Genomic DNA, 21,164 nt, shown 5'->3' with positions numbered 1-21,164 from the left:
CAGGAGCTGCCGCGGGCTGCGATCTTTTGATCTTCAGCTCAACCGAAACCCACCCATCTGCCGCGCCAGGTCATCCGCCAACCGCTGCAACGTCTGGCAATCCTCGCGACAAGCCCTGACCTCCCCCGCCGTCGCCCGCGCCAGGTCGGAAATCCCCTGCACATTGCGGTTGATTTCCTCGGTCACCGCCGACTGCTCTTCCGTCGCCGTCGCCACCTGATGGTTCATGTCGCTGATGCGTTCCACCTGCCCGGTGATCGCGGTCAGCGACGCACCCGTGCGCTGGCTGGACTCGACGCCAGTGCAGGTGGCTGCCTGCCCGCTGTGCATCGACGACACGGCATTCTCCGCGCCCTGCTTGAGGCTGCCGATCATCTGTTGAATCTCGTCGGTGGACGACTGTGTGCGTCGGGCCAATGTCCGTACTTCATCGGCCACCACGGCAAACCCACGCCCCATGTCCCCGGCCCGCGCCGCTTCGATGGCAGCGTTGAGCGCCAGCAGGTTGGTCTGCTCGGAAATCCCGCGGATCACCGCCAGCACTTGATCGATCGACGCCACCTGATCGGCCAGCTCGCCCACGGCGCTGGCGGCGACGCCGATTTCGTCGGACATGCTTTCGATATGGCGAATCGAGCCGCCGACCACTTCCCGCGCCTGCATGGCTTCATCCCGCGCCGTTTGCGAGGCCACTGCCGCGTTTCCGGCGTTTTGCGCAATTTCCTGCACCGTCAGGCCCATTTCGTGGACAGCGGTGGCGACCATGTCGGTCATTTCCTGCTGGCGCCCGGAACGTTCGGCGGTGTTGTCCACCACCCGCGCCACCTGGCCCACTGCGGTGCGCAGTTGTTCGCTGGTGGTCAGCACTTCACTGATCATCCCGCGCTGGCTGTCGAGGAAGCGATTGAAGCCCCGCGCCAGGTCGCCCAGTTCATCGGCGCGGCTGGAATCTAACCGTTGAGTCAAATCTCCACCACCGCTACCGATGGCCACCAGCGCCGCTGTTACCTGACGAATCGGTCGCACCAGACCGCGGGCCAGCAATACCACCAGCAACAGGCACACCAGCGCCACCGCCAGGCCGATGCCGCTGCTCATCCACAGGGCGCTGCGAGCTTCGGCGTAGATCTGCGCCTGTGGCACTTCGGCCACCAGGGTCCAGCCCAGGTCCCGCAATGGCAGGCTCAGGGCCAGATAGTCTTCGCCGTCGCGGGTAAAGCTGCTGTTTGTGGCAGTTTTTTGACCAATGATCGCTTGGGCCGCCGAAGCGCCTATCTGCTCGGCCAGGGTGCGCTTGCCACTGAATTGCGCTTCGGGATGGACCTGGATCAGACCGTCGGAACGCACGAGATAGACCTTGCCGCGCTCCCCGAAGCTGAAGTTGTGAATCAGCTCCGAGAGCTCTTTCATGCTCAGGCCAAGGCCGGCGACCCCTACGACCTTGCCAGCCTGTTCGACCTTGAGGTCGATGAAAAGCGCCAATTCTCCGGTGGCGCCGTCATTGTCGATGTTCAGGGTGCGCGGCTGATTGCTGTCGAGAAAGGAATAGAACCAGGCGTCCTTGGGGTTGGCGCGACTGAGCGAGCGATCCAGGCCTTTTTCGGTGAAATAGTGATGGGTGGCGGTGCCGATGATCAGCGCGGTAAACGCCTTGTGTTCGGCGCGGATGCCTTCCAGATACTCGACGAATGCGGGGGCTTTGCTGCTGTCTTCGCCGCTGGCCAGCCAGTCGCGGACCATGCTGTTGCTGGCGATGTCCTTGGCGGCGGTAAGGGGCTGGACGAGGATGCGCTCGATGTCGTTGCGCATCGCTTCGATGCTCGACGGCAGCGCCTGTTCGACCAGATATCTCTGGGCAAGACGGTTGACCACAAGGGTATAAATGCCAACCACGATCAGGATGCTGAGCAGCAGGGCGGCGCCCATGCTCAGGATCAATTGCCATTGAATACTGCGTCGCCAGAACTGCATGGAGCACCCCCAAAGAATAAGAGGCTGAATCACTGCAACAGCCATGCCGAATGTATACAACCAGTTCGACAATTTATTCTTTGGTTGTGCGCAAAGCCGATCAGGCCTGATTGATCGTCTTGGAAATCACTTCAACCGTGGCGCTGACTTGCTCTTGGTAACGGTCAAGTTCGAGTTTGTGCTGCTTCTTCATTTCGATCTGCTGAGAACACAGGTTCATCGCGGCCAATACCAGCAGTCGGTCACCGATCAGGGTCGGGTACTTCTTCTTGGTTTCAGCCAGGGTCGCCTTGAGCATCAGTGCGGCGTCGAGCAGCGTCTGCTCCTCACCTTCCGGCGCCTTGATCGAATAGTCCTCCCCCAGGATCGAGACGACTTTTACCCCAGGACCGTAACTCATGCGCTGACGGGGCCTGCGCTGACGCGCTCGACCAGGGCCTGGATGCGCGCGGCGGTGGCGCCTTGTTTCTCTTCCTGTTCCATCAGGCTCAGCTGCAGGCTTTCGTTTTCATCCTTGGCCTGGGCCAGTTCTGCGCTCAGGGCTTGGTTGGTGCCGAGCAGGGTCTGGTTCTGTTGTACCAGGTCGCTGACCAGCTGTTCCAATTGGCTTAGGGATGCTTCCAACATTTTGATTTTCCAGGCATTTTCAAAGGGCGCGTACGATAAAGAAAAGTCACCGGGGATGCCAGGGTTAAACAGGCGCAAGGCCTTGATTTTGCTGGCCAGTGAGCTTTCTCGCGAACTTTAGAGACTGTGATTGGCGGATCTGGTTCCTGCACTTCGTCGCCAAAGCAACTCAGGCTCTGTGGCGAGGGGGCTTGCCCCTCGCCACGGAACCCACAGGGCTCGTGTGACCGGCGCCCGCAAAAAAAGCTTTTTGACAGCATCACATTTCAACAGGTTAGAATCGCTGGCACGCCGACTGCATGGTCAGTTTGTGCCCGTCTTTCAGCTTTCCGGAGTACTGCCTTTGAATGCGACGACCATCAACAGCCTGTTCTTGATCGGCGCGTTGCTGGTAGGTGCAAGCATTCTGGTGAGCTCACTGTCCTCGCGCCTCGGCATCCCGATCCTGGTCATCATCCTCGCCGTGGGCATGGCCGCCGGCGTCGATGGCGGCGGCATCATCTTCAATAACTACCCGACGGCTTATCTGGTCGGCAACCTGGCGTTGGCGGTGATCCTGCTCGACGGTGGCTTGCGCACCCGGGTCTCGAGTTTCCGCGTGGCGTTATGGCCGGCGCTGTCGCTGGCCACGGTCGGGGTGCTGATAACCACCGGGCTGACCGGCATGGCCGCGGCCTGGCTGTTCGACCTGAACATGATCCAGGGCCTGCTGATCGGCGCCATTGTCGGCTCCACGGACGCCGCGGCGGTGTTCTCGCTGCTGGGTGGCAAGGGCCTGAACGAACGGGTCACGGCGAGTCTGGAAATCGAATCGGGCAGCAACGACCCGATGGCGGTGTTCCTCACCGTAACCCTGATCGACATGCTCGCCAGCGGCCAGACCGGCCTGCACTGGAGCGTGTTGACCCACCTGCTGCGCGAGTTCGGCATCGGCGGCGTCATCGGCCTCGGCGGCGGCTGGCTGATGCTGCAACTGGTCAACCGCATTCAGCTGGCCACCGGCCTTTATCCGATCCTGGTGATCGCCGGCGGCCTGGTGGTGTTTGCCCTGACCAACGCCCTGCACGGCAGCGGCTTCCTCGCGGTGTACCTGTGCGGCTTGGTGATCGGCAACCGTCCGGTGCGCAGCCGCCACGGCATCCTGCACATGCTCGACGGCATGGCGTGGCTGGCGCAGATCGGCATGTTCCTGGTGCTGGGCCTTTTGGTCACGCCCCACGACCTGCTGCCAATCGCCATGCCCGCCCTGGCCCTGGCGCTGTGGATGATCCTGTTTGCCCGGCCGCTGTCGGTGGTGGTCGGCCTGCTGCCGTTCAAGGCGTTCCACGGGCGCGAAAAAGCCTTTATTTCCTGGGTCGGCCTGCGCGGCGCGGTACCGATCATTCTGGCGGTGTTCCCGTTGATGGCGGGCCTGCCCCACGCCCAGCTCTACTTCAACCTCGCCTTCTTTATTGTGCTGGTCTCGCTGCTGGTGCAGGGCACGAGCCTGCCGTGGGTCGCCAAGCTGCTGAAGGTAACGGTTCCGCCAGAGCCCGCGCCCATTTCCCGTTCGGCGCTGGAAGTGCACGTGACCAGCGAATGGGAGCTGTTCGTTTATCGCCTCGGCGCGGAAAAATGGTGCATCGGTTCCCCCCTTCGCGAGCTGAAAATGCCCGAAGGCACCCGTATCGCGGCCCTGTTTCGTGGCCAGCAACTGCTCCATCCGTCGGGTAGTACGGTGCTGGAAGTCGACGATTTGCTCTGCGTAATCGGCCACGAACACAACCTCGCGGCCCTCGGAAAACTGTTTAGCCAGGCGCCGCAACGGGGCCTCGATTTGCGCTTCTTCGGCGACTTCGTACTCGAAGGAGACGCCCAGCTGGCCGCGGTTGCCGCCCTCTACGGGTTGAAGGTCGAAGGCATCGATCCGGACATGTCCCTGGCCCGCTTCATTGCCCAGAAAGTGGGGGGCGCACCGGTGGTCGGCGACCAGGTGGAATGGAACAACACCATCTGGACCGTCGCGGTCATGGACGGGAACAAGATCGGCAAAGTGGGCGTCAGATTCCCCGAAGGAAGTCGCCCGGGTCCCGGACTCTTCCTCTAAACTTCATTCTTCGCCTCGTACTTCGATCGGTCTTTATGTCAAGTCTGCGCACCTTTTTCGCCCTGGTTCTGCTGGGGCTGAGTCTTTCCGTCGGCACGCTGCAAGCCGCCGAACCACCCACCCGCGAATCCGTGCAGACGAGTCTGGACAAGATCGCCGACCGCAAGCTGCCGGAGGCTGACCAGAAGGCCTTGCAGTCCGTGCTGCAAGGCACGCTGACCCAGCTCAACAACCGGCGCGATTACGAGCAGAAACTCAACGACCTCAAGCAGCAGCTGGCCAGCGCGCCCAAGCAGACGGTCGAAAACCAGCGCGAGCTGACCCGCCTCAAGGGCAGTGCCGTGGTGCCGGTCTCGCAACGTTTTACCAAAGAGTCGATCCAGCAGCTCGAGCAAATGCTCACCGAGCGCGCGACCCAGCAAAGCGATCTGCAAAAGGCCCTGGCCGATGCCAATACCCTGGTCATCACCTCCCAGACTCGCCCCGAGCGCGCCCAGGCGGAAATCGCCACCAGCCAGACCCGCATCCAGCAGATCAACAACATCCTCAAGGCCGGCAAGGACAGCGGCAAGGCCCTGAGCGCCGAGCAGCGCGACCAGCTCAACGCCGAGCTGGCGGCGCTCAATGCGCTGATTCCGCTGCGTCGCCAGGAACTGGCCGGCAACACTCAGCTGCAAGATCTGGGCAACAGCCAGCATGACTTGCTCTCGGAGCGCTCCGACCGACTGGATCAGGAAATCCAGGAGCTGCAGACCCTGATCAACCAGAAGCGTCTGGCGCAGTCCCAGGAAACGGTCACCCAGCAGTCCATCGAAGCACAGAAGGCCGGCGGCAGCAGCCTGCTGGCCACCGAGAGCGCGGCCAACCTCAAGCTCTCCGACTACCTGCTCAAGAGCACCGACCGTCTCAACGAAGTCACCCAGCAGAACCTGCAGACCAAGCAGCAACTGGACAGCGTGACCCAGAGCGATTCGGCCCTGGACGAGCAGATCAACGTGCTCAAGGGCAGCCTGCTGCTGTCGAAGATTCTTTATAAGCAGAAGCAAGCCCTGCCGCGCCTGAAGGTCGACAAAGATCTGGCCGACCAGATCGCCGACATTCGCCTGTATCAGTTCGAAGTCAGCCAGCAACGCGAGCTGCTCAGCAACCCGGCCACTTACGTCGACAGCCTGCTGTCCAGTCAGCCACCCGAGCAAGTCACCCCGCAGTTGCGCAAAAGCCTGCTGGAACTCGCGACCACCCGCGCCGACCTGCTGGAGCGTTTGAACCGCGAACTGAGCGCGGTGCTCAACGAATCCATCACGCTGCAACTCAATCAGAAACAATTGCTCAGCACCGCGCAAAGCCTGCGGGCGACGCTGGACGAGCAGATGTTCTGGATTCCCAGCAACAAGCCCATCGACCCTGAATGGATCCGCGCCGTGCCGGATCGCCTGATGCGTCAGGTCGATTCGCTGCCCCTGGCCTCCAGCCTGAGCGAACTGACCGACGGCCTGACCCAGCGCCCTCTGCTGTTCCTACCGTTGGCACTGCTGATCGGTGCCCTGCTGTGGCGCCGCAAGCAGCTGTATTCGCGCCTGAACAAGGTTCACCAGGACATCGGCCACTTCAAGCGCGACAGCCAGTGGCACACCCCGCAGGCGATCCTGATCAACATTCTGCTGGCGATGCCGGTTTCGCTCGCCCTGGCGCTCTGCGGCCTGGCCCTGCAGATCGACGCCCGCGGACAGAACGCCAACATGGGCGCGGCCCTGCTGCAGATGGCCCAGGCGTGGCTGGTGTTCTACACCGCCTACCGGGTGCTGGCGCCGGGCGGCGTGGCGGAGCTGCATTTCCGTTGGGAGAAGCCGCAGGTCGAATTCCTTCGCGGCTGGATCCGCCGGCTCGGCATGGTGGTAATGGCGCTGGTGGCGGTGGTGGCGGTTGCCGAACTGCAACCGGCGGCCCTGGCCGACGACGTGCTGGGCATGCCGGTGGTGCTCATCTGCTACGCCCTGATGACCTGGCTGCTCGGCCGCCTGCTGTTCAGCAGCCCGACCCACGAGACCGCGCCGCTGTTCCGCAAGGCGGTGGCCCTGATGTTCACCGCCCTGCCGGTGGCGCTGTTCGTGGCGGTGTGCTTTGGCTACTACTACACCGCGCTGAAACTCAGCGACCGCTTGATCAACACCCTGTACCTGCTGATGTTCTGGCTGGTGATCGAGGCCACCTTCGTGCGCGGCCTGAGCGTCGCCGCACGCCGCCTGGCCTACCAGCGCGCCCTGGCCAAACGCCAGGCCGCGAAGGAAGCCGGCGACGGCGAAGCGGTGATCGAAGAACCGACCATGGACATCGAGAAGGTCAACGAACAGTCCCTGCGCCTGATCCGCCTGGCCCTGCTCGGCGGCTTCATGGCCTTGCTGTACTGGGTGTGGGCCGACCTGATCACTGTGTTCTCGTACCTGGACAACGTCACCCTCTACGAATACACCAGCGGCACCGGCGCCAACATGAGCATGGTGCCGATCAGCATCGGCGACATGCTCGGCGCGCTGATCATCATCGGCATCACCTTCGCCCTGGCGCGCAACCTGCCGGGCCTGCTGGAAGTGTTCGTGCTGTCCAAGCTCGACCTGGCCCAGGGCAGCGCCTACGCGACGACCACGTTGCTGTCCTATGTGATTGCCGGCGTCGGTTTCGTCTCGACCCTGTCGACCCTCGGCGTCAGCTGGGACAAGTTGCAATGGCTGGTGGCCGCGCTGTCGGTCGGCCTGGGTTTCGGTATGCAGGAAATCTTCGCCAACTTCATCTCCGGCATCATGATCCTGTTCGAACGCCCGGTGCGGATCGGCGACACCATCACCATCGGCAACCTGTCGGGCACGGTGAGCAAGATCCGCATCCGCGCCACAACCATCACCGACTTCGACCGCAAGGACATCATCGTCCCGAACAAGACGTTCATTACCGGGCAACTGATCAACTGGTCGCTGACCGACACCATCACCCGGGTGACGCTCAAACTCGGTGTGGATTACGGTTCGGACCTGGATCTGGTCAAGGAACTGCTGCTCAAGGCCGCGCGGGAAAACCCGCGGGTGTTGAAGGAACCGGAGCCGCACGTGTACTTCCTGAACTTCGGTGAAAGCACCCTCGACCACGAGTTGCGCATGCACGTACGTGATCTCGGCGACCGCAACCCGGTGATCGATGAGGTCAACCGCTTCATCAACCGCGAATTCAAGAAGCAGCACATCAACATCTCGTTCCGGCAAATGGAGGTCTACCTCAAGAACCTGCACGGCCAGGAATACAAGATGGTGCCGATCGAGCCAGAAGCGAAAACCATCGTGCCACTCAACGATGACAGGCAACCGCCGCTCGCTCCGCCTGCCGCCAAACTCGACTAAGCGGCCATTCCCCAGCAGAATGCTCGGACATTCTGCTGGAGACGGCCTTTGAAAGCCCTCGACGAACTGACCTTCGATAACCGCTTCGACCGCCTGGGCGACGCGTTTTCCGCCTACGTCCTGCCCGAGCCGATCGACAATCCACGCCTGGTCGTCGCCAGCCCCGCCGCCATGGCGCTGCTGGATCTCGACCCGGCCGTGGCCGAAACCCCGGAATTCGCCGAACTGTTCAGCGGCCACAAGCTATGGGCCGATGCGATTCCGCGGGCAATGGTCTATTCCGGGCATCAGTTCGGCTCCTACAACCCGCAGCTGGGCGACGGACGCGGGCTTTTGCTGGGCGAGGTGTACAACGAGGCCGGCGAGCACTGGGACCTGCATCTGAAGGGCGCCGGGCAGACGCCCTTCTCGCGCATGGGTGACGGACGCGCGGTGCTGCGTTCCTCGATCCGCGAATTCCTCGCTTCCGAAGCCCTGCACGCCCTGAACATCCCGACCACCCGCGCGCTGTGCGTGATCGGCTCCGACACCCCGGTCTGGCGCGAGAAGCAGGAACGTGCGGCGATGGTCCTGCGCCTGGCACCCAGTCACGTGCGCTTCGGTCATTTTGAATATTTCTACTACACCCAGCGTCCCGAGCAGCAGAAAGCCCTCGGCGACCACGTGCTCGCCATGCATTTCCCGGAATGCCTCGAGCAGCCGGAACCTTATCTGGCGATGTTCCGCGAAGTGGTCGAGCGCAACGCCGAGCTGATCGCCAAATGGCAGGCCTATGGCTTCTGCCACGGCGTGATGAACACCGATAACATGTCGATCCTGGGCATTACTTTCGACTTCGGCCCGTTCGCCTTCCTCGACGATTTCGACGCCAACTTCATCTGCAACCATTCCGACGATCGGGGCCGGTACTCCTTCAGCAACCAGGTGCCGATCGGCCAGTGGAACCTGAGCGCCCTGGCCCAGGCCCTGACGCCGTTCATCAGCGTCGAGGCCCTGCGCGAAACCCTCGGCCTGTACCTGCCGCTGTTCCAGGCCCACTACCTGGACCTGATGCGCCGCCGCCTGGGCCTCACCACCGCCGAAGACGACGACCAGAAACTGCTGGAACAGCTGCTGCAACTGATGCAGAACAGCGGCGTCGACTACAGCCTGTTCTTCCGCAGGCTGGGTGAAGAATCCCCGCAAGCGGCCATCGCTCGCCTGCGCGACGACTTCGTCGACCTCAAGGGTTTCGATGCCTGGGGCGAGCTTTACATCGCTCGGGGAGCGCGCGAAGGCGAACTCGATCAGGAACAGCGCCGCCAGCGGATGCACGCCGTGAACCCGCTGTACATTCTGCGCAACTACCTGGCGCAGAGGGCTATCGAAGCGGCGGAAAAAGGTGATTACTCGGAAGTCCGCCGGCTGCACGCGGTGCTGAGCAACCCGTTCGAGGAGCAGCCGGGGATGGAGAGTTATGCGCAGCGGCCACCGGAGTGGGGCAAGCATCTGGAGATCAGTTGTTCTTCGTAGCTCACTCTTGAATGGACCATATAAGAATCAGTAAAAAGGTGCTTAACCAAGTTAAGCACCATCAGAACGACTCTTAATCGAAGCGGCTTGCGCAGCTTTTCGCTATAGCCTCTCCCTGTTGCACATCATTAAGGCTGTCTATACTGTCTCTTAATCGACTTTAAGATCAGTATGGTGATTCTTAATGAGCAACTTCTTCCCCCTCGACTGCTCTGAAACGCTTGTAAATATTGGCCTTAAAGCCAAGAAGAGGCGTCAAGAACGCGGCTTGAGGCAAAAGGATCTAGCGAACCTGGTGGGTGTTGCGCCCGGTACTCTGGCCAAGATCGAGGCAGGCGAGGCGGTGGTCGAGCTGCGTACGTTCATGCTGGTGCTGTGGCACCTGGGGTTGGTCTCCGAAGTATTCAACGATCAACCTGCCCACCCACAGACCCCTGAGCCGACAAGTCAGCGAGTGCGCGTCAAACGCATCTCGCAAGAGAGCTTCTGATGAACATCCCGGCGGCCTATATCTACATGCAGCATCCCATCACCGCCGAAACCGTCACGCTGGGACGCTTGAGCGGTGGGCGTAACGGGCGCGGAGAGTTTGTTTACTCGCCTGCCTATCTTGCGCAGAACGATTGGGTGCCCGATCCGATTCGCTATCCTGTCGGCGATCAGGTTTTCCAGGTAACGACCAACAACGGTATTCCGGGATTCATACGCGACTGCATGCCCGACTCATGGGGCGAACAGCTTCTCAAATCCCTGCATGGGCAGGCCATGAGCCCTGTCGAGATGCTGATCAGGTCACCCAACAATGACCGCATAGGCAACCTGATGGCCGGCATCGCCCGGGTGCCGCCTCCCGGTGTTGGTGGAGAACAGATTCCATCCCTGCAAGGCCTGTCGGAGTTCATCGACACCGCCGATATCATTCAAAGCCGCCAGCTCATCGACCCGGACCGGCAAAAAATCCTACTGGTTCGTCATCGATCGTCCCTGGGCGGCGCCCGCCCCAAACGTACCCTGCGCGATGGCAATACGCTGGTGCTGGCCAAGGCCAGGGATCGTTTCGATATCGTCGATATTCCGGCGATCGAACACGCCTGCATGACGTTTGCCACATCGAAGGGTATCGACACGGCCCGAACGCGATTGATTGCCGATGAGCGTTCCACCTTGCTGGTGGATCGATTTGATCGGGTTGAAATCGACGGGCGCATGCATCGGATCCCCATGCTCAGCGCACTGACGCTGTTGGATGCGGACTGGTCATCGACCGACCATAGCCGCTGGCGTTATGCGGGGGTTGCCGACGAAATGCGCAGGCGTGGAGTGCCGCTGAAGGACCTCGAACAGTTTTACATTCAGATGTGCTTTCACGTTCTGGTCGGGAACGATGATGCGCACGCCAAGAACCTCGCGATCATCTGGCGCGATGGCACATGGCGGCTTTCGCCCATGTACGACGTTGTTCCCTCGCCGCTGGAGTCACCGGCCACGATGGCCATGGCTCTGGGCAAGGAAGGAAAGCGGATCAGCCGCAGAAACATTCTCAGCCATCATCAGCACTTCGGGCTGGACCTGCTCAGTGCAGAGGCCTTGCTGGACAAGGTGTTGGGCTGGGAAAGTGAATTGCGCGAGCACTACGCCAGACATCTCACAGGCGAGGATCACGCTGCCGCCGTGAACGCCATCAGCAGCTCAAGAGTCATTTAGCGGCAGGCGATACTTGAGATCACCGTCGTCAGCCTCCAACTATCGAGCCATAGCCCTGATTCCACGGAACCGACCATGACCGACCCACTCCTCATCCCCTGCCCCCACTGCAACGGCCTCAACCGCATCCCCGCCGAGCGCCTGGGTGACCACCCCAAATGCGGGCGCTGCAAGTCCGAAGTCCTGCTGAACAAGCCTTTCGAACTGAAACAGGGCGACTACGCCAGTCAGATCAAGGGTGATCTGCCGTTGCTGGTGGACGTTTGGGCGGATTGGTGCGGGCCGTGCAAGTCGTTTGCGCCGGTGTTCGAGCAGGCGGCCGGGCAGTTGGCGGGCAAATGTCGGTTGGCCAAGCTGGACAGCGAGGCGAACCAGCAGTTGTCGGCACAGTTGGGGATTCGTTCGATTCCGAGCCTGATTCTGTTCAGGAACGGCCGGGAAGTGGCGCGCCAGAGTGGGGCGTTTCCGTTGCCGCAGTTGATGAGCTGGCTGCGTACTCAGGGGATCTGATTCAGCATTGAAAAAGATCGCAGCCTGCGGCAGCTCCTGCATGGGAAGCCACGTTTCCTGTAGGAACTGCCGCAGGCTGCGATCTTTTGATCTTCAGGCGTTTTCCAACAGGTTGTGCAGCTCGACAAACTGCTGCGTCAGCTTGTGCCGAGGATCGAGGTGGATCAGCGGCGTGTTGGCCTGGTGGGATTCGCGCATGCGCACCGAGCTACCCAGGTAAACCGGCAGCACCGGCAAGCCTTCGGCGATCAGTTCGTCGAGCATCAGCTGAGGCAGGCTGGCACGGGCCTGGAACTGGTTGACCACGATCCCTTCGACCGCCAGTTCTTCGTTGTGGTCTTCCTTCAACTCTTCGATTTCCGCCAGCAGGCCATACAGCGCCTGGCGCGAGAAGCTGTCGCAATCGAAGGGAATCAACACACGATCGGCGGCAATCAGCGCCGAAACTGCGTAGAAATTCAGCGCCGGCGGCGTGTCGAGATAGATGCGGTCGTAATCCTCGTCCAGCTCTTCCAGCAACTTACGCAGCTTGTTGATCTTGTGCTTGGCCTCGAGCTTGGGCTGCAAGTCCGCCAGTTCCGACGTGGCGGTGATGACGTGGAGGTTGTCGAACGGGGTTTCGTAGATATCCACCTGGTTTTTCTTGGAGAAAGGCCCGGAGGACAGGGTCTGCTTGAAGAAATCGGCGATCCCCATCGGAATATCGCTGCCGGTGAGCCCCGTCAGGTATTGGGTGGAGTTGGCCTGGGCATCGAGATCCACCAACAGGGTGCGATAGCCCTCGCTGGCGCTGACCGCCGCCAGATTGCAGGCAATGCTGGATTTGCCCACGCCACCTTTCTGATTGAACACCACGCGCCGCATGTCTAAACCTCCGTGTATCAAAGAATGACCGAGTGTAGTGGTCCACGGCATGGCTTAGCTAGACCGCAAATTCAGGGACTACAGGGTCATCGGAAATCTCCCGCAGAAAAAGCGGAAAACACCACTATCGACCGTGGTTAGAACCGACAGACGGGCCGATGATCATGTGAATAATTCGCAAACGTTCGATTTTTGCCAACGGGCGTCTACCACCCGTTGTGCAAAATGTAACCAGCATTTGCTACAGGTTCCCGGCACCGGGATAATGCGCAGCACTCTGCGCCAGGCGCCACGCAGAGCGAGTCGTGGTCATCGACCACTTGTCGCGTCAAACAAGCCCTCCAGGGCGGGATGAATGTCTGTGATCAATTTCAACATCGCCCAATGGCGCGCGTGGGCCCCGGGGCTCGAGAGCGTGGACGATTGGCAGGCCTGGAGCCGGCAACCGGTCGAGTTGCCGGCCAGCGATGCCGCACCGGACGTCTCATTCCTGCCCGCCATGCAACGCCGGCGCCTGAGTCGGCTGGCGCGCATGGCGTTCAGCGTCGGCTGGCCATTGGCCGAGGGCCATCAGGGGCTGCCGCTGGTCTTCGTATCCCGCCACGGCGAAACCCCGCGCACCGTCGATATCCTCAGCGATCTGGCGGCCGACCAGCCGCTGTCGCCGACCCAGTTCAGCCTTTCGGTGCATAACGCGATCATCGGCCTGTGGTCGATCATGCGCGGCGAAACCAGCGAAATGACCGCTTTGGCCGCGGCCGGCGACGGTCTGGAACACGGCATGCTGGAAGCCGCCGCCCTGCTCGATGAAGGCGCGCCGGCGGTCCTGCTGGTGGTCACCGAGGAGCAACCGCCCGAGGCGTATTCGACCTGGATCGACGATGTGCCCTTCCCTTATGCCGTGGGCCTGCTGATCACGCCCGGCAATGACTGGCAGCTGTCCATGAACAGGCCCCCGGATGCGTTGTCCAAACCCCGATGGCCGCACGCGTTGAATCTTTTGCGCACACTGCTGGGCCAGCAGACCACCTGCCAACATGCCTGGAAAAATCGTGTATGGACCTGGCAACGCAAGCCATGACCGAAAAAACCCGCGACGCCTATTACTGGCGCCTGCTGGCCACCGCCGCAAGCTTTGCCCTGTTCGGGCTGGGCGGACTGTGCCTGCGCCTGGTGGTTTTTCCGTTATTGAGCTGCCTGCCGGGCGACGCCGCCACCCATCGGTTGCGCGCACGGCGAACCGTCAGTGGCTGTTTCTGGTTTTTCGTCCGGTTCATGGCCCGCGCTGGCGTGCTGACCTACGACATTCAGGGCGCTGAAAAACTCGGCAAGCCAGGCCAGATGATCGTCGCCAATCACCCGTCCCTGATCGATGTGGTGTTTCTGATCGGCCTGGTGCGCCACGCCAACTGCGTGGTCAAGCAAAGCCTGTGGGACAACCCTTTCACCCGCGCCCCGCTGCGCCGGACCGAATACATCAGCAATGATGGCAGCATGGACATGCTCGATGCCGCTGCCGACGCCCTCAAAAGCGGCCAGACCCTGATCATCTTCCCCGAAGGCACCCGCACCCAGCCAGGTGAAGCGCCGGCCTTTCATCGGGGTGGCGCGGCCATTGCCCTGCGCGGTGCGAAAATCCTCACCCCCGTGGTGATCAAGGTCAGCCCGACCACATTGACCAAGGCCGAGCCCTGGTACCGCATTCCCAAACGCCGCGTGCACTTCAGTTTCCGTGTCGGCGCCGATATAGATCCGCAGGCTTTCGCCGAGCTGGGTCCGGCCCCTCAGGCCTCACGCAAGCTCAACGATTATTTGCATTCTTACTTCATCAAGGAGCTCGCCGAAGATGAGCGATCTGAACACCGATAGCCTGAACCGGGACATCAAAAACCTGATCATCGAGGCCCTGGGCCTGGAAGACATCAGCGCCGAAGACATCGGCGACCAGCAGACGCTGTTCGGCGAAGGCCTGGGCCTGGACTCGGTGGACGCCTTGGAACTGGGCCTGGCCATCCAGAAAAAGTACGGCATCAAAATCGACGCCGACGCCAAGGACACCCGCAACCATTTCAGCAACGTGGCGAGCCTTGCGGCGTTCGTCACTGCAAAACAGGCAGCTTGAGACCGGACCATGCAAACTCGTGACGACATTTTCAACACATTGCGCGATGCCCTGGTCGAGCTGTTCGAGCTGGACCCCAAGCGGGTGAGCCTCGAATCCAACCTGTACCAGGACCTGGAAATCGACAGCATCGATGCGGTCGACCTGATCGATCACATCAAACGTCAGACCGGCAAGAAAATCGCCGCCGAGGAATTCAAATCGGTGCGTACCGTCAGTGATGTGGTCGAGGCGGTCTACCGTCTGGTTCAACCGGCCGCATGAGTCGACTGATCGGCCTCGGCCTGCTGCTGGCGGGCCTGCTCTACCCCTTCGCGGTGTATTTCGGCATGGAGCACTTCGCCCCGTGGCAGTTCGGCCTGCTGCTGGGCAGCCTGTGGCTGGCCCGGGTGCTGACCGGCAAGCGCCGCCCCGGCAGCCTGTGGATGGCCGCGATGGCCATCGTGTTCTGCCTGTTGCTGGCGCTGTTCGACAACCCGGCGTTGCTGCGCTGGTACCCGGTGCTGATCAGTGCCTTCATGCTGGCGCTGTTCGGCGGCAGCCTGGTTTACGGCCCGCCGGTGGTGGAACGCCTGGCCCGTGTGCGTGAACCGGACCTGCCGGACGAGGGCATTCGCTACACCCGCCAGGTGACCATCGCCTGGAGCGTGTTTTTTCTGTGCAATGGTTTGTGCGCGGCTGCCCTGACGCTGTGGGCGCCGCTGAGCTGGTGGATGGTCTACACCGGGCTGATTTCCTACGGATTGATCGGTCTGATGTTTGCCGTTGAGCTGCTCATACGAATACGGGTACGAGGCCGTATATGAATTGGATAAAACTTGAGCAGCTGTTGCTCAAGGCCCGGCCGGAACGGGTCGTCGCGACCGCACCGGCCTTGAATCACGGGCAACTGTGCGAACAGGCCCTGCGTCTGGCCGCCGGCCTGCAAGCCCGTGGCGTGCGGCGCATGGCCGTGTACCTGGAAGATGCCGCCGACCTGGCCATCGCCCTGCTCGGTGCCTGGCGTGCCGAAGTCAGCGTGCTGCTGCCGTCCGACCTGCAACCCCAGACCCGCCAGCGCTGGTCGGATGACGTCGACCTGTGGTTGACCGATCAGGCCGGCGATGCGCACCTGCATGACTTCCAGCAGCCACCGCTGAACGCGGCCGAACTCGATCCGCAGCGCTGTACCCTGAGCCTGTGTACATCCGGTTCCAGCGGTGAACCCAAGCGCATCGAAAAGACCCTGCGCCAGCTGATCAACGAAGTCGAAGCCCTGGAGCGGCTGTGGGGCACCGACCTGGGTCCGGCGTGCATCATCGGCAGCGTCGCCACCCAACACATCTATGGCCTGCTGTTCCGCGTGCTGTGGCCGCTGTGCGCCGGGCGCACCTTCGTGCGCAAACAACTGGCCTTTCCCGAAGACCTGCAACGGGCCAGCCGCGAACACCCCGCGTTTGCCTGGGTGGCCAGCCCGGCGTTGCTCAAGCGGATGGGCGATAACCTCGACTGGCCGGCATTGAGCGCGGTGCGCCGGGTGTTTTCTTCCGGCGGCGCGTTGCCCGCCGACGCGGCGCAGAGCCTGCACCAGCGCCTGAATCAATGGCCGACGGAAATCTTCGGCAGCTCGGAAACCGGCGGCATCGCCTGGCGTCAGGGGCAGGATTTCTGGCAGCCCTTCGCCGATGTGCGGCTCACTCAGGACAGCGACGGCGCGCTGCTGATCGCCTCGCCCTACCTGCCTGACGACCATATCGAACACACCGCCGATGCGGCGCGTATCGCCGCCGACGGCCGATTCGAACTGCTCGGGCGGCTGGACCGGATCGTCAAGCTCGAAGAAAAACGCATCTCGCTGCCGATGCTCGAACAAGCGCTGATGGCCCATGCCTGGGTCGCCGAAGCGCGTCTGGGCGTCGTGCAGGAAAACCGCGCCTCACTGGGCGCTTTGCTGGTGTTGAGCGAAGCCGGGCTGCACGCCTTGCGCAATCAAGGCCGACGCACCCTCACCGAGACCTTGCGCCAGCACCTGAGCCAGCACTGCGAAGCCTTGGCCCTGCCTCGGCGCTGGCGCCTGCTGCGGCAATTGCCGCTGAACGCCCAAGGCAAACTGCCCCAGGCCGAAGTCGAAGCCCTGCTGCTGGCGCCGCGTCCCCAGACGCCGCAGGTGCTGGAGCAGACCGAAACCGATGGCGAGTGGAGCCTGCAACTGGCCATCCCGCCGGACCTCGCCTATTTCAGCGGACACTTTCCCAAAGTCCCCGTACTGCCCGGTGTGGTGCAGGTCGAGTGGGCCATGAACCTCGGTCAGCAACTGATGAACCTGCCGCCAAAATTCGCCGGCATGGAAGTCCTGAAGTTCCAGCAGCTGGTGCGGCCAGGGGATGAAGTCCAGTTGCACCTGCGCTTCGACCCGAGCCGCGGCAAGCTTTATTTCGCCTATCGCAACGAAACCGCCACCTGCTCCAGCGGGCGGATTCTGCTGGAGGCGGCGGATGCTTAGGCCCTGCTCTTATGTAGCAGCTGCCGAAGGCTGCGTCCGAGTGCGAAACGCTCGCCTCAGCACCACAATATCCGGACCGAAATACCGCGTCTGCCGGTTTGCGAGCGCTTCGCGCTCGGACGCAGCCTTCGGCAGCTGCTGCAGGGGCGAGGTGTGACTGCCCATGCATAACCCCTGCGCCATCATCCCGGTCTACAACCACGAAACCGCGATCACCACCGTGGTCGAGGCGCTGCTCGCCTGCCATCTGCCATGCATTCTGGTGGACGACGCGAGCAACCCGGCCTGCGCCAGGGTGCTGGACCAACTGGCCCAACGCGACAAGGTTCACCTGATCCGCCTCGCCGCCAATCAGGGCAAGGGCGGTGCGGTGATGACCGGTTTGCGCGAAGCGGGCCGCCTGGGTTTCACCCATGCCCTGCAGGTGGACGCCGACGGCCAGCACGACCTGCAGGACGTGAAGACCTTCATCGAACAATCCCGCGCCCATCCTGACGCGGTGATCTGCGGCTATCCGCTGTACGACGCCAGCGTGCCCAAGGGCCGCCTGTACGCCCGTTACCTGACCCACGTGATGGTCTGGATCAACACCCTGTCGCTGCAGATCCGCGATTCGATGTGCGGTTTTCGCGTCTACCCGCTGCCACCGGTGCTGGCGTTGATCGACACCGCAAAGATCGGCAAGCGCATGGATTTCGACTCGGACATCCTCGTGCGTCTGGCCTGGCGCAACCAGCCGATGCGCTGGCTGCAAACCCGGGTTCATTACCCGCTGGATGGCGTTTCGCACTTTCGCATGTTCCACGACAACGTCCTGATATCGAGCATGCACACCCGCCTGTTCTTCGGCATGCTGCTGCGCTCGCCCGTGATTCTCTGGCGACGGTGGCGCGCATGAGCACCGATAAACAGCACTGGGCCGACCGTGAGGAACGCGGAAGCTTCTGGCTGATGAAGCTCACCGCGTTCGGCGCCAAAGTGCTCGGCCGCCGGCTGCTGAGCCCGATTCTGTACGGCATCGTCCTGTACTTCTTCCTGTTCGGCCGCAGCGCCCGCCACAGTGCCTGGCAATACCAGCAACGCCTCGCCGACTGGTCCGGTCGCAGCGAATTGCGCCCGACTCACTGGCGAGTGTTCGGCCAGTTCATGGCCTTCGCCGATTCGATGCTCGACAAGCTCGACGTGTGGAACCGCAAGCTGAGCATCGAGCAGATCGAAATCATCGACCCGGCGCTGTTGCGCGACCAGTTGCGCGGCAGTCGCGGACAGATGCTGGTGGGCGCGCACCTGGGCAATCTGGAAGTCTGCCGCGCGCTGGCGGAAATCGGCGAGAAGGTGACCATGAACGTGCTGGTGCACACCAAGCACGCCGAGCAGTTCAACCGTTTGCTGGGCGAGGCCGGGGCGACCAATTTGCGCCTGATTCAGGTCAGCGAACTGGACCCGGTGATCATGCTGCAACTGCACGAGCGCCTTGAGCGCGGCGAGTGGCTGGCGATTGCCGGTGATCGCGTGCCGCTGCACGGCGGGCGCAGCGTGACCGTGGACTTCCTCGGCCACCCGGCCAGATTCCCCCAGGGTCCCTGGTTGCTGGCGGGCCTGCTGAAATGCCCGATCAATCTGCTGATGTGCCTGAAGAAGCCCGACGGCGACTATCGCCTGACCCTGGAACCCTTCGCGCAGGCCATCACCTGGAAGCGCAGCGACCGCGAGCAGGTCATTCATCAGTGGGCCTCCCGCTATGCCGAGCGCCTGAGTCACTATTGCCTGCAAGCGCCTCAACAATGGTTCAACTTTTACCCTTTCTGGAAGACCGATGACGACGCCAACGCTTGAGCCGGTAACCTTCGGCGAACTCTCTTTGCGCATCGAAGACGTGCTGGTCCTGGCCAACCGTCAGGCCCCCGCGCAGCTGCAGGATGATCCCGCCTACCGCGAGCGCATTGCCAAGGGCGCGCGTTTCCTCGATTCGCTGCTGGACAAGGAAGGCGTGATCTACGGCGTGACTACCGGCTACGGCGATTCCTGCGTGGTGGCGGTGCCGCTGCATCACGTCGAGGCGTTGCCGCAGCACCTGTTCACGTTCCATGGCTGCGGGCTGGGCAAACTGCTCGACGCCCAGGCCACTCGCGCGGTGCTGGCGGCGCGGTTGCAGTCGCTGTGCCACGGGGTTTCCGGGGTGCGCGTGGAGCTGCTGGAGCGTCTGCAAGCCTTCCTTGAACACGACATCCTGCCGCTGATTCCGGAAGAAGGCTCGGTGGGCGCCAGCGGTGATCTGACGCCGTTGTCCTATGTCGCCGCGACCCTGTCCGGCGAGCGCGAAGTAATGTATCGCGGCGAACGCCGGCAGGCTGCCGACGTGCATCGCGAACTTGGCTGGCAGCCGCTGGTGCTGCGCCCCAAGGAGGCCCTGGCGCTGATGAACGGCACGGCGGTGATGACCGGCCTCGCCTGCCTGGCCTACGCCCGCGCCGACTATCTGCTGCAACTGGCAACGCGCATCACCGCGCTGAATGTGGTTGCCTTGCAAGGCAATCCGGAGCATTTCGACGAGCGCCTGTTCGCCGCCAAACCCCATCCGGGGCAGATGCAGGTCGCCGCATGGCTGCGCAAGGACCTGGCCATCGACGCCCCGATGCCGGAACTGCATCGCCTGCAAGACCGCTACTCCCTGCGTTGCGCTCCCCACGTACTGGGTGTGCTGGCCGACAGCCTGAACTGGCTGCGCTCGTTCATCGAGACCGAGCTCAACAGCGCCAACGACAACCCGATCATCGACGCCAAAGCCGAGCGCGTGCTGCACGGCGGGCACTTCTATGGCGGGCACATCGCCTTCGCCATGGACAGTCTGAAGAACCTGGTGGCCAACGTCGCCGACCTGCTGGATCGGCAACTGGCGCTGCTGGTGGATGAACGCTACAACCACGGTTTGCCGAGCAACCTGTCCGGCGCCAGCGCCGAGCGGGCGATGCTCAATCACGGCTTCAAGGCGGTGCAGATCGGCGCCAGCGCCTGGACCGCCGAAGCCCTGAAAAACACCATGCCGGCCAGCGTGTTCTCGCGCTCCACCGAATGCCACAACCAGGACAAGGTGAGCATGGGCACCATCGCCGCCCGCGACGCGATCCGTGTGCTGGAGCTCACCGAACAGGTCGCCGCCGCCACCTTGCTCGCCGCCAATCAAGGCGTCTGGCTGCGTGGACAGGCCGAAGATGCGCGAGCGCTGCCACCGGCCCTGGCCGCCATGCACGAAGAATTGTCCCGGGACTTTGCGCCCGTCATCGAAGACCGTGCCCTGGAAGGCGAACTGCGCCTGTGCCTGCAACGAATCGCCGAACAACACTGGAGGCTGCATGCGTAGCAAGGGAGTGCTTCACACCGATACGGAAATCCTCGTGCCGTTCTTCGACGTGGACAGCATGGACGTGGTCTGGCACGGCCATTACGTGAAGTACCTGGAAGTCGCCCGCTGCGCGTTGCTGGACAAGATCGGCCACAACTACACCGCCATGGTCGAGTCCGGCTACGCGTGGCCGGTGATCGACCTGCAACTGCGCTACATCCGTGGCGCGGTGTTCGGCCAGAAGCTCAATGTGCGGGCCAACCTGGTGGAGTGGGAGAACCGTCTGAAGATCAACTACCTGATCAGCGACCTGGAAACCGGCGAACGCATGACCCGCGCCGTCTCCGTGCAGGTCGCCGTCGACATGGGCACGCGCGAGATGCAGCTGGCCTGTCCGAAAGTCTTCACCGATGCCGTCGAGCGGGTACTCTCATGAACCCACTGCAAATCCTCTGTAGCAGCTGGCGAAGCCTGCGTCCGACTGCGCAACAGTCGCCCTGCGTTCTTGCTGAAACCCCGCGTGCGCAGGTTTTGCGACGGCTTCGCCGCCGGAC

The 21,164-nt window shown here is 62.4% G+C and carries 20 protein-coding genes and 1 pseudogene; 16 read left to right on the top strand and 5 right to left on the bottom strand.

What is annotated here, in order from left to right:
• Positions 1–33: 33 nt before the first annotated feature.
• The 4 genes and pseudogenes from HNO86_RS30525 to HNO86_RS02150 all read right to left on the bottom strand — a co-directional run bounded on the left by HNO86_RS30525 (position 34) and on the right by HNO86_RS02150 (position 2,598).
• Entirely contained in the window at positions 34–765 is a 732-nt protein-coding gene (locus tag HNO86_RS30525; RefSeq protein WP_372242507.1) for a methyl-accepting chemotaxis protein, read from the bottom strand.
• A 135-nt stretch (positions 766–900) separates the two neighbouring features.
• A pseudogene (locus tag HNO86_RS30520) lies at positions 901–1,926 on the bottom strand (cache domain-containing protein); the annotation flags it as partial.
• A gap of 145 nt (positions 1,927–2,071) precedes the next feature.
• Entirely contained in the window at positions 2,072–2,371 is a 300-nt protein-coding gene (locus tag HNO86_RS02155) for a cell division protein ZapA (protein WP_175375387.1), read from the bottom strand.
• On the bottom strand, positions 2,368–2,598 hold the full coding sequence (locus HNO86_RS02150) for a hypothetical protein (protein WP_056852308.1): 231 nt from the start codon (positions 2,596–2,598) through the stop codon (positions 2,368–2,370). The genes HNO86_RS02155 and HNO86_RS02150 overlap by 4 nt, the downstream gene beginning before the upstream one ends.
• Positions 2,599–2,941: 343 nt before the next feature.
• Here HNO86_RS02150 and HNO86_RS02145 point away from each other — a divergent pair, with 343 nt between their 5' ends.
• The 6 genes from HNO86_RS02145 (at position 2,942) to trxC (ending at position 11,799) form a co-directional block, all read left to right on the top strand.
• Positions 2,942–4,684, top strand: coding sequence for a potassium/proton antiporter (locus HNO86_RS02145; protein ID WP_175375386.1), 1,743 nt, complete (start codon positions 2,942–2,944; stop codon positions 4,682–4,684).
• 35 nt (positions 4,685–4,719) lie between these two features.
• The gene (gene mscK / locus HNO86_RS02140; RefSeq protein WP_175375385.1) at positions 4,720–8,073 is read left to right on the top strand and encodes a mechanosensitive channel MscK; all 3,354 of its coding nucleotides are present in this window, start codon (positions 4,720–4,722) and stop codon (positions 8,071–8,073) included.
• A gap of 48 nt (positions 8,074–8,121) precedes the next feature.
• Entirely contained in the window at positions 8,122–9,585 is a 1,464-nt protein-coding gene (selO, locus tag HNO86_RS02135; RefSeq protein WP_175375384.1) for a protein adenylyltransferase SelO, read from the top strand.
• Between the two features lie 184 nt (positions 9,586–9,769).
• Positions 9,770–10,075 (top strand): helix-turn-helix domain-containing protein, encoded by a 306-nt coding sequence (locus HNO86_RS02130; protein ID WP_175375383.1) that lies wholly within the window; start codon positions 9,770–9,772, stop codon positions 10,073–10,075.
• Positions 10,075–11,289: a type II toxin-antitoxin system HipA family toxin gene (locus tag HNO86_RS02125; RefSeq protein WP_256672532.1), complete on the top strand. Its 1,215-nt coding sequence runs from the start codon at positions 10,075–10,077 to the stop codon at positions 11,287–11,289. The genes HNO86_RS02130 and HNO86_RS02125 overlap by 1 nt, the downstream gene beginning before the upstream one ends.
• A 75-nt stretch (positions 11,290–11,364) precedes the next feature.
• A complete protein-coding gene (trxC, locus tag HNO86_RS02120; RefSeq protein WP_175375382.1) occupies positions 11,365–11,799 on the top strand; it encodes a thioredoxin TrxC in 435 nt (144 codons plus the stop codon).
• Positions 11,800–11,892: 93 nt separating this feature from the next.
• On the opposite strand, the gene HNO86_RS02115 is transcribed toward trxC, so the two are convergent.
• Complete coding sequence (locus HNO86_RS02115) at positions 11,893–12,663, bottom strand: ParA family protein (protein WP_175375381.1); 771 nt, start codon at positions 12,661–12,663, stop codon at positions 11,893–11,895.
• Positions 12,664–13,018: 355 nt separating this feature from the next.
• On the opposite strand from HNO86_RS02115, the gene HNO86_RS02110 reads away from it, so the two are divergent.
• The 10 genes from HNO86_RS02110 to HNO86_RS02065 all read left to right on the top strand — a co-directional run bounded on the left by HNO86_RS02110 (position 13,019) and on the right by HNO86_RS02065 (position 21,046).
• Positions 13,019–13,744, top strand: coding sequence for a beta-ketoacyl synthase chain length factor (locus HNO86_RS02110; protein ID WP_175375380.1), 726 nt, complete (start codon positions 13,019–13,021; stop codon positions 13,742–13,744).
• Positions 13,720–14,532: a 1-acyl-sn-glycerol-3-phosphate acyltransferase gene (locus HNO86_RS02105; protein ID WP_175375379.1), complete on the top strand. Its 813-nt coding sequence runs from the start codon at positions 13,720–13,722 to the stop codon at positions 14,530–14,532. Before HNO86_RS02110 ends, HNO86_RS02105 begins: the two co-directional genes overlap by 25 nt.
• On the top strand, positions 14,510–14,785 hold the full coding sequence (locus HNO86_RS02100; protein ID WP_175375378.1) for a phosphopantetheine-binding protein: 276 nt from the start codon (positions 14,510–14,512) through the stop codon (positions 14,783–14,785). The genes HNO86_RS02105 and HNO86_RS02100 overlap by 23 nt, the downstream gene beginning before the upstream one ends.
• Positions 14,786–14,794: 9 nt before the next feature.
• Complete coding sequence (locus HNO86_RS02095) at positions 14,795–15,049, top strand: acyl carrier protein (protein ID WP_110965992.1); 255 nt, start codon at positions 14,795–14,797, stop codon at positions 15,047–15,049.
• Positions 15,046–15,591, top strand: coding sequence for a hypothetical protein (locus HNO86_RS02090; protein ID WP_175375377.1), 546 nt, complete (start codon positions 15,046–15,048; stop codon positions 15,589–15,591). The genes HNO86_RS02095 and HNO86_RS02090 overlap by 4 nt, the downstream gene beginning before the upstream one ends.
• A complete protein-coding gene (locus HNO86_RS02085) occupies positions 15,588–17,267 on the top strand; it encodes an acyl-CoA synthetase family protein (protein ID WP_175375376.1) in 1,680 nt (559 codons plus the stop codon). The genes HNO86_RS02090 and HNO86_RS02085 overlap by 4 nt, the downstream gene beginning before the upstream one ends.
• 163 nt (positions 17,268–17,430) lie before the next feature.
• Positions 17,431–18,165 carry a glycosyltransferase family 2 protein gene (locus HNO86_RS02080; protein ID WP_175375375.1) on the top strand — a complete coding sequence of 245 codons (735 nt, stop codon included), beginning with the start codon at positions 17,431–17,433 and terminating at the stop codon, positions 18,163–18,165.
• Entirely contained in the window at positions 18,162–19,103 is a 942-nt protein-coding gene (locus HNO86_RS02075) for a glycosyl transferase (RefSeq protein WP_175375374.1), read from the top strand. Before HNO86_RS02080 ends, HNO86_RS02075 begins: the two co-directional genes overlap by 4 nt.
• Positions 19,084–20,628 carry a histidine ammonia-lyase gene (hutH, locus tag HNO86_RS02070; RefSeq protein WP_175375373.1) on the top strand — a complete coding sequence of 515 codons (1,545 nt, stop codon included), beginning with the start codon at positions 19,084–19,086 and terminating at the stop codon, positions 20,626–20,628. The genes HNO86_RS02075 and hutH overlap by 20 nt, the downstream gene beginning before the upstream one ends.
• Positions 20,621–21,046, top strand: coding sequence for a thioesterase family protein (locus HNO86_RS02065; RefSeq protein ID WP_175375372.1), 426 nt, complete (start codon positions 20,621–20,623; stop codon positions 21,044–21,046). The genes hutH and HNO86_RS02065 overlap by 8 nt, the downstream gene beginning before the upstream one ends.
• Positions 21,047–21,164 lie beyond the last annotated feature (118 nt).

Source organism: Pseudomonas sp. C1C7 (assembly GCF_013359595.1).
Taxonomy (GTDB): Bacteria; Pseudomonadota; Gammaproteobacteria; order Pseudomonadales; family Pseudomonadaceae; genus Aquipseudomonas.
Note: the sequence above shows the minus strand (reverse complement) of the source record. Positions and strands in the feature narration are given on the sequence as shown.

Coding starts and splice junctions, on each gene's coding strand:
- HNO86_RS02090 (WP_175375377.1), top strand. CDS start 15,046: ATGAGTCGACTGATCGGCCTCGGCCTGCTGCTGGCGGGCCTGCTCTAC.
- HNO86_RS02115 (WP_175375381.1), bottom strand. CDS start 12,663: ATGCGGCGCGTGGTGTTCAATCAGAAAGGTGGCGTGGGCAAATCCAGC.
- HNO86_RS02100 (WP_175375378.1), top strand. CDS start 14,510: ATGAGCGATCTGAACACCGATAGCCTGAACCGGGACATCAAAAACCTG.
- HNO86_RS02130 (WP_175375383.1), top strand. CDS start 9,770: ATGAGCAACTTCTTCCCCCTCGACTGCTCTGAAACGCTTGTAAATATT.
- hutH (WP_175375373.1), top strand. CDS start 19,084: ATGACGACGCCAACGCTTGAGCCGGTAACCTTCGGCGAACTCTCTTTG.
- mscK (WP_175375385.1), top strand. CDS start 4,720: ATGTCAAGTCTGCGCACCTTTTTCGCCCTGGTTCTGCTGGGGCTGAGT.
- HNO86_RS02075 (WP_175375374.1), top strand. CDS start 18,162: ATGAGCACCGATAAACAGCACTGGGCCGACCGTGAGGAACGCGGAAGC.
- HNO86_RS02125 (WP_256672532.1), top strand. CDS start 10,075: ATGAACATCCCGGCGGCCTATATCTACATGCAGCATCCCATCACCGCC.
- HNO86_RS02085 (WP_175375376.1), top strand. CDS start 15,588: ATGAATTGGATAAAACTTGAGCAGCTGTTGCTCAAGGCCCGGCCGGAA.
- HNO86_RS02065 (WP_175375372.1), top strand. CDS start 20,621: ATGCGTAGCAAGGGAGTGCTTCACACCGATACGGAAATCCTCGTGCCG.
- HNO86_RS02110 (WP_175375380.1), top strand. CDS start 13,019: ATGTCTGTGATCAATTTCAACATCGCCCAATGGCGCGCGTGGGCCCCG.
- HNO86_RS02105 (WP_175375379.1), top strand. CDS start 13,720: ATGGACCTGGCAACGCAAGCCATGACCGAAAAAACCCGCGACGCCTAT.
- HNO86_RS30525 (WP_372242507.1), bottom strand. CDS start 765: ATGGTCGCCACCGCTGTCCACGAAATGGGCCTGACGGTGCAGGAAATT.
- HNO86_RS02080 (WP_175375375.1), top strand. CDS start 17,431: ATGCATAACCCCTGCGCCATCATCCCGGTCTACAACCACGAAACCGCG.
- HNO86_RS02095 (WP_110965992.1), top strand. CDS start 14,795: ATGCAAACTCGTGACGACATTTTCAACACATTGCGCGATGCCCTGGTC.
- trxC (WP_175375382.1), top strand. CDS start 11,365: ATGACCGACCCACTCCTCATCCCCTGCCCCCACTGCAACGGCCTCAAC.
- HNO86_RS02150 (WP_056852308.1), bottom strand. CDS start 2,598: ATGTTGGAAGCATCCCTAAGCCAATTGGAACAGCTGGTCAGCGACCTG.
- HNO86_RS02155 (WP_175375387.1), bottom strand. CDS start 2,371: ATGAGTTACGGTCCTGGGGTAAAAGTCGTCTCGATCCTGGGGGAGGAC.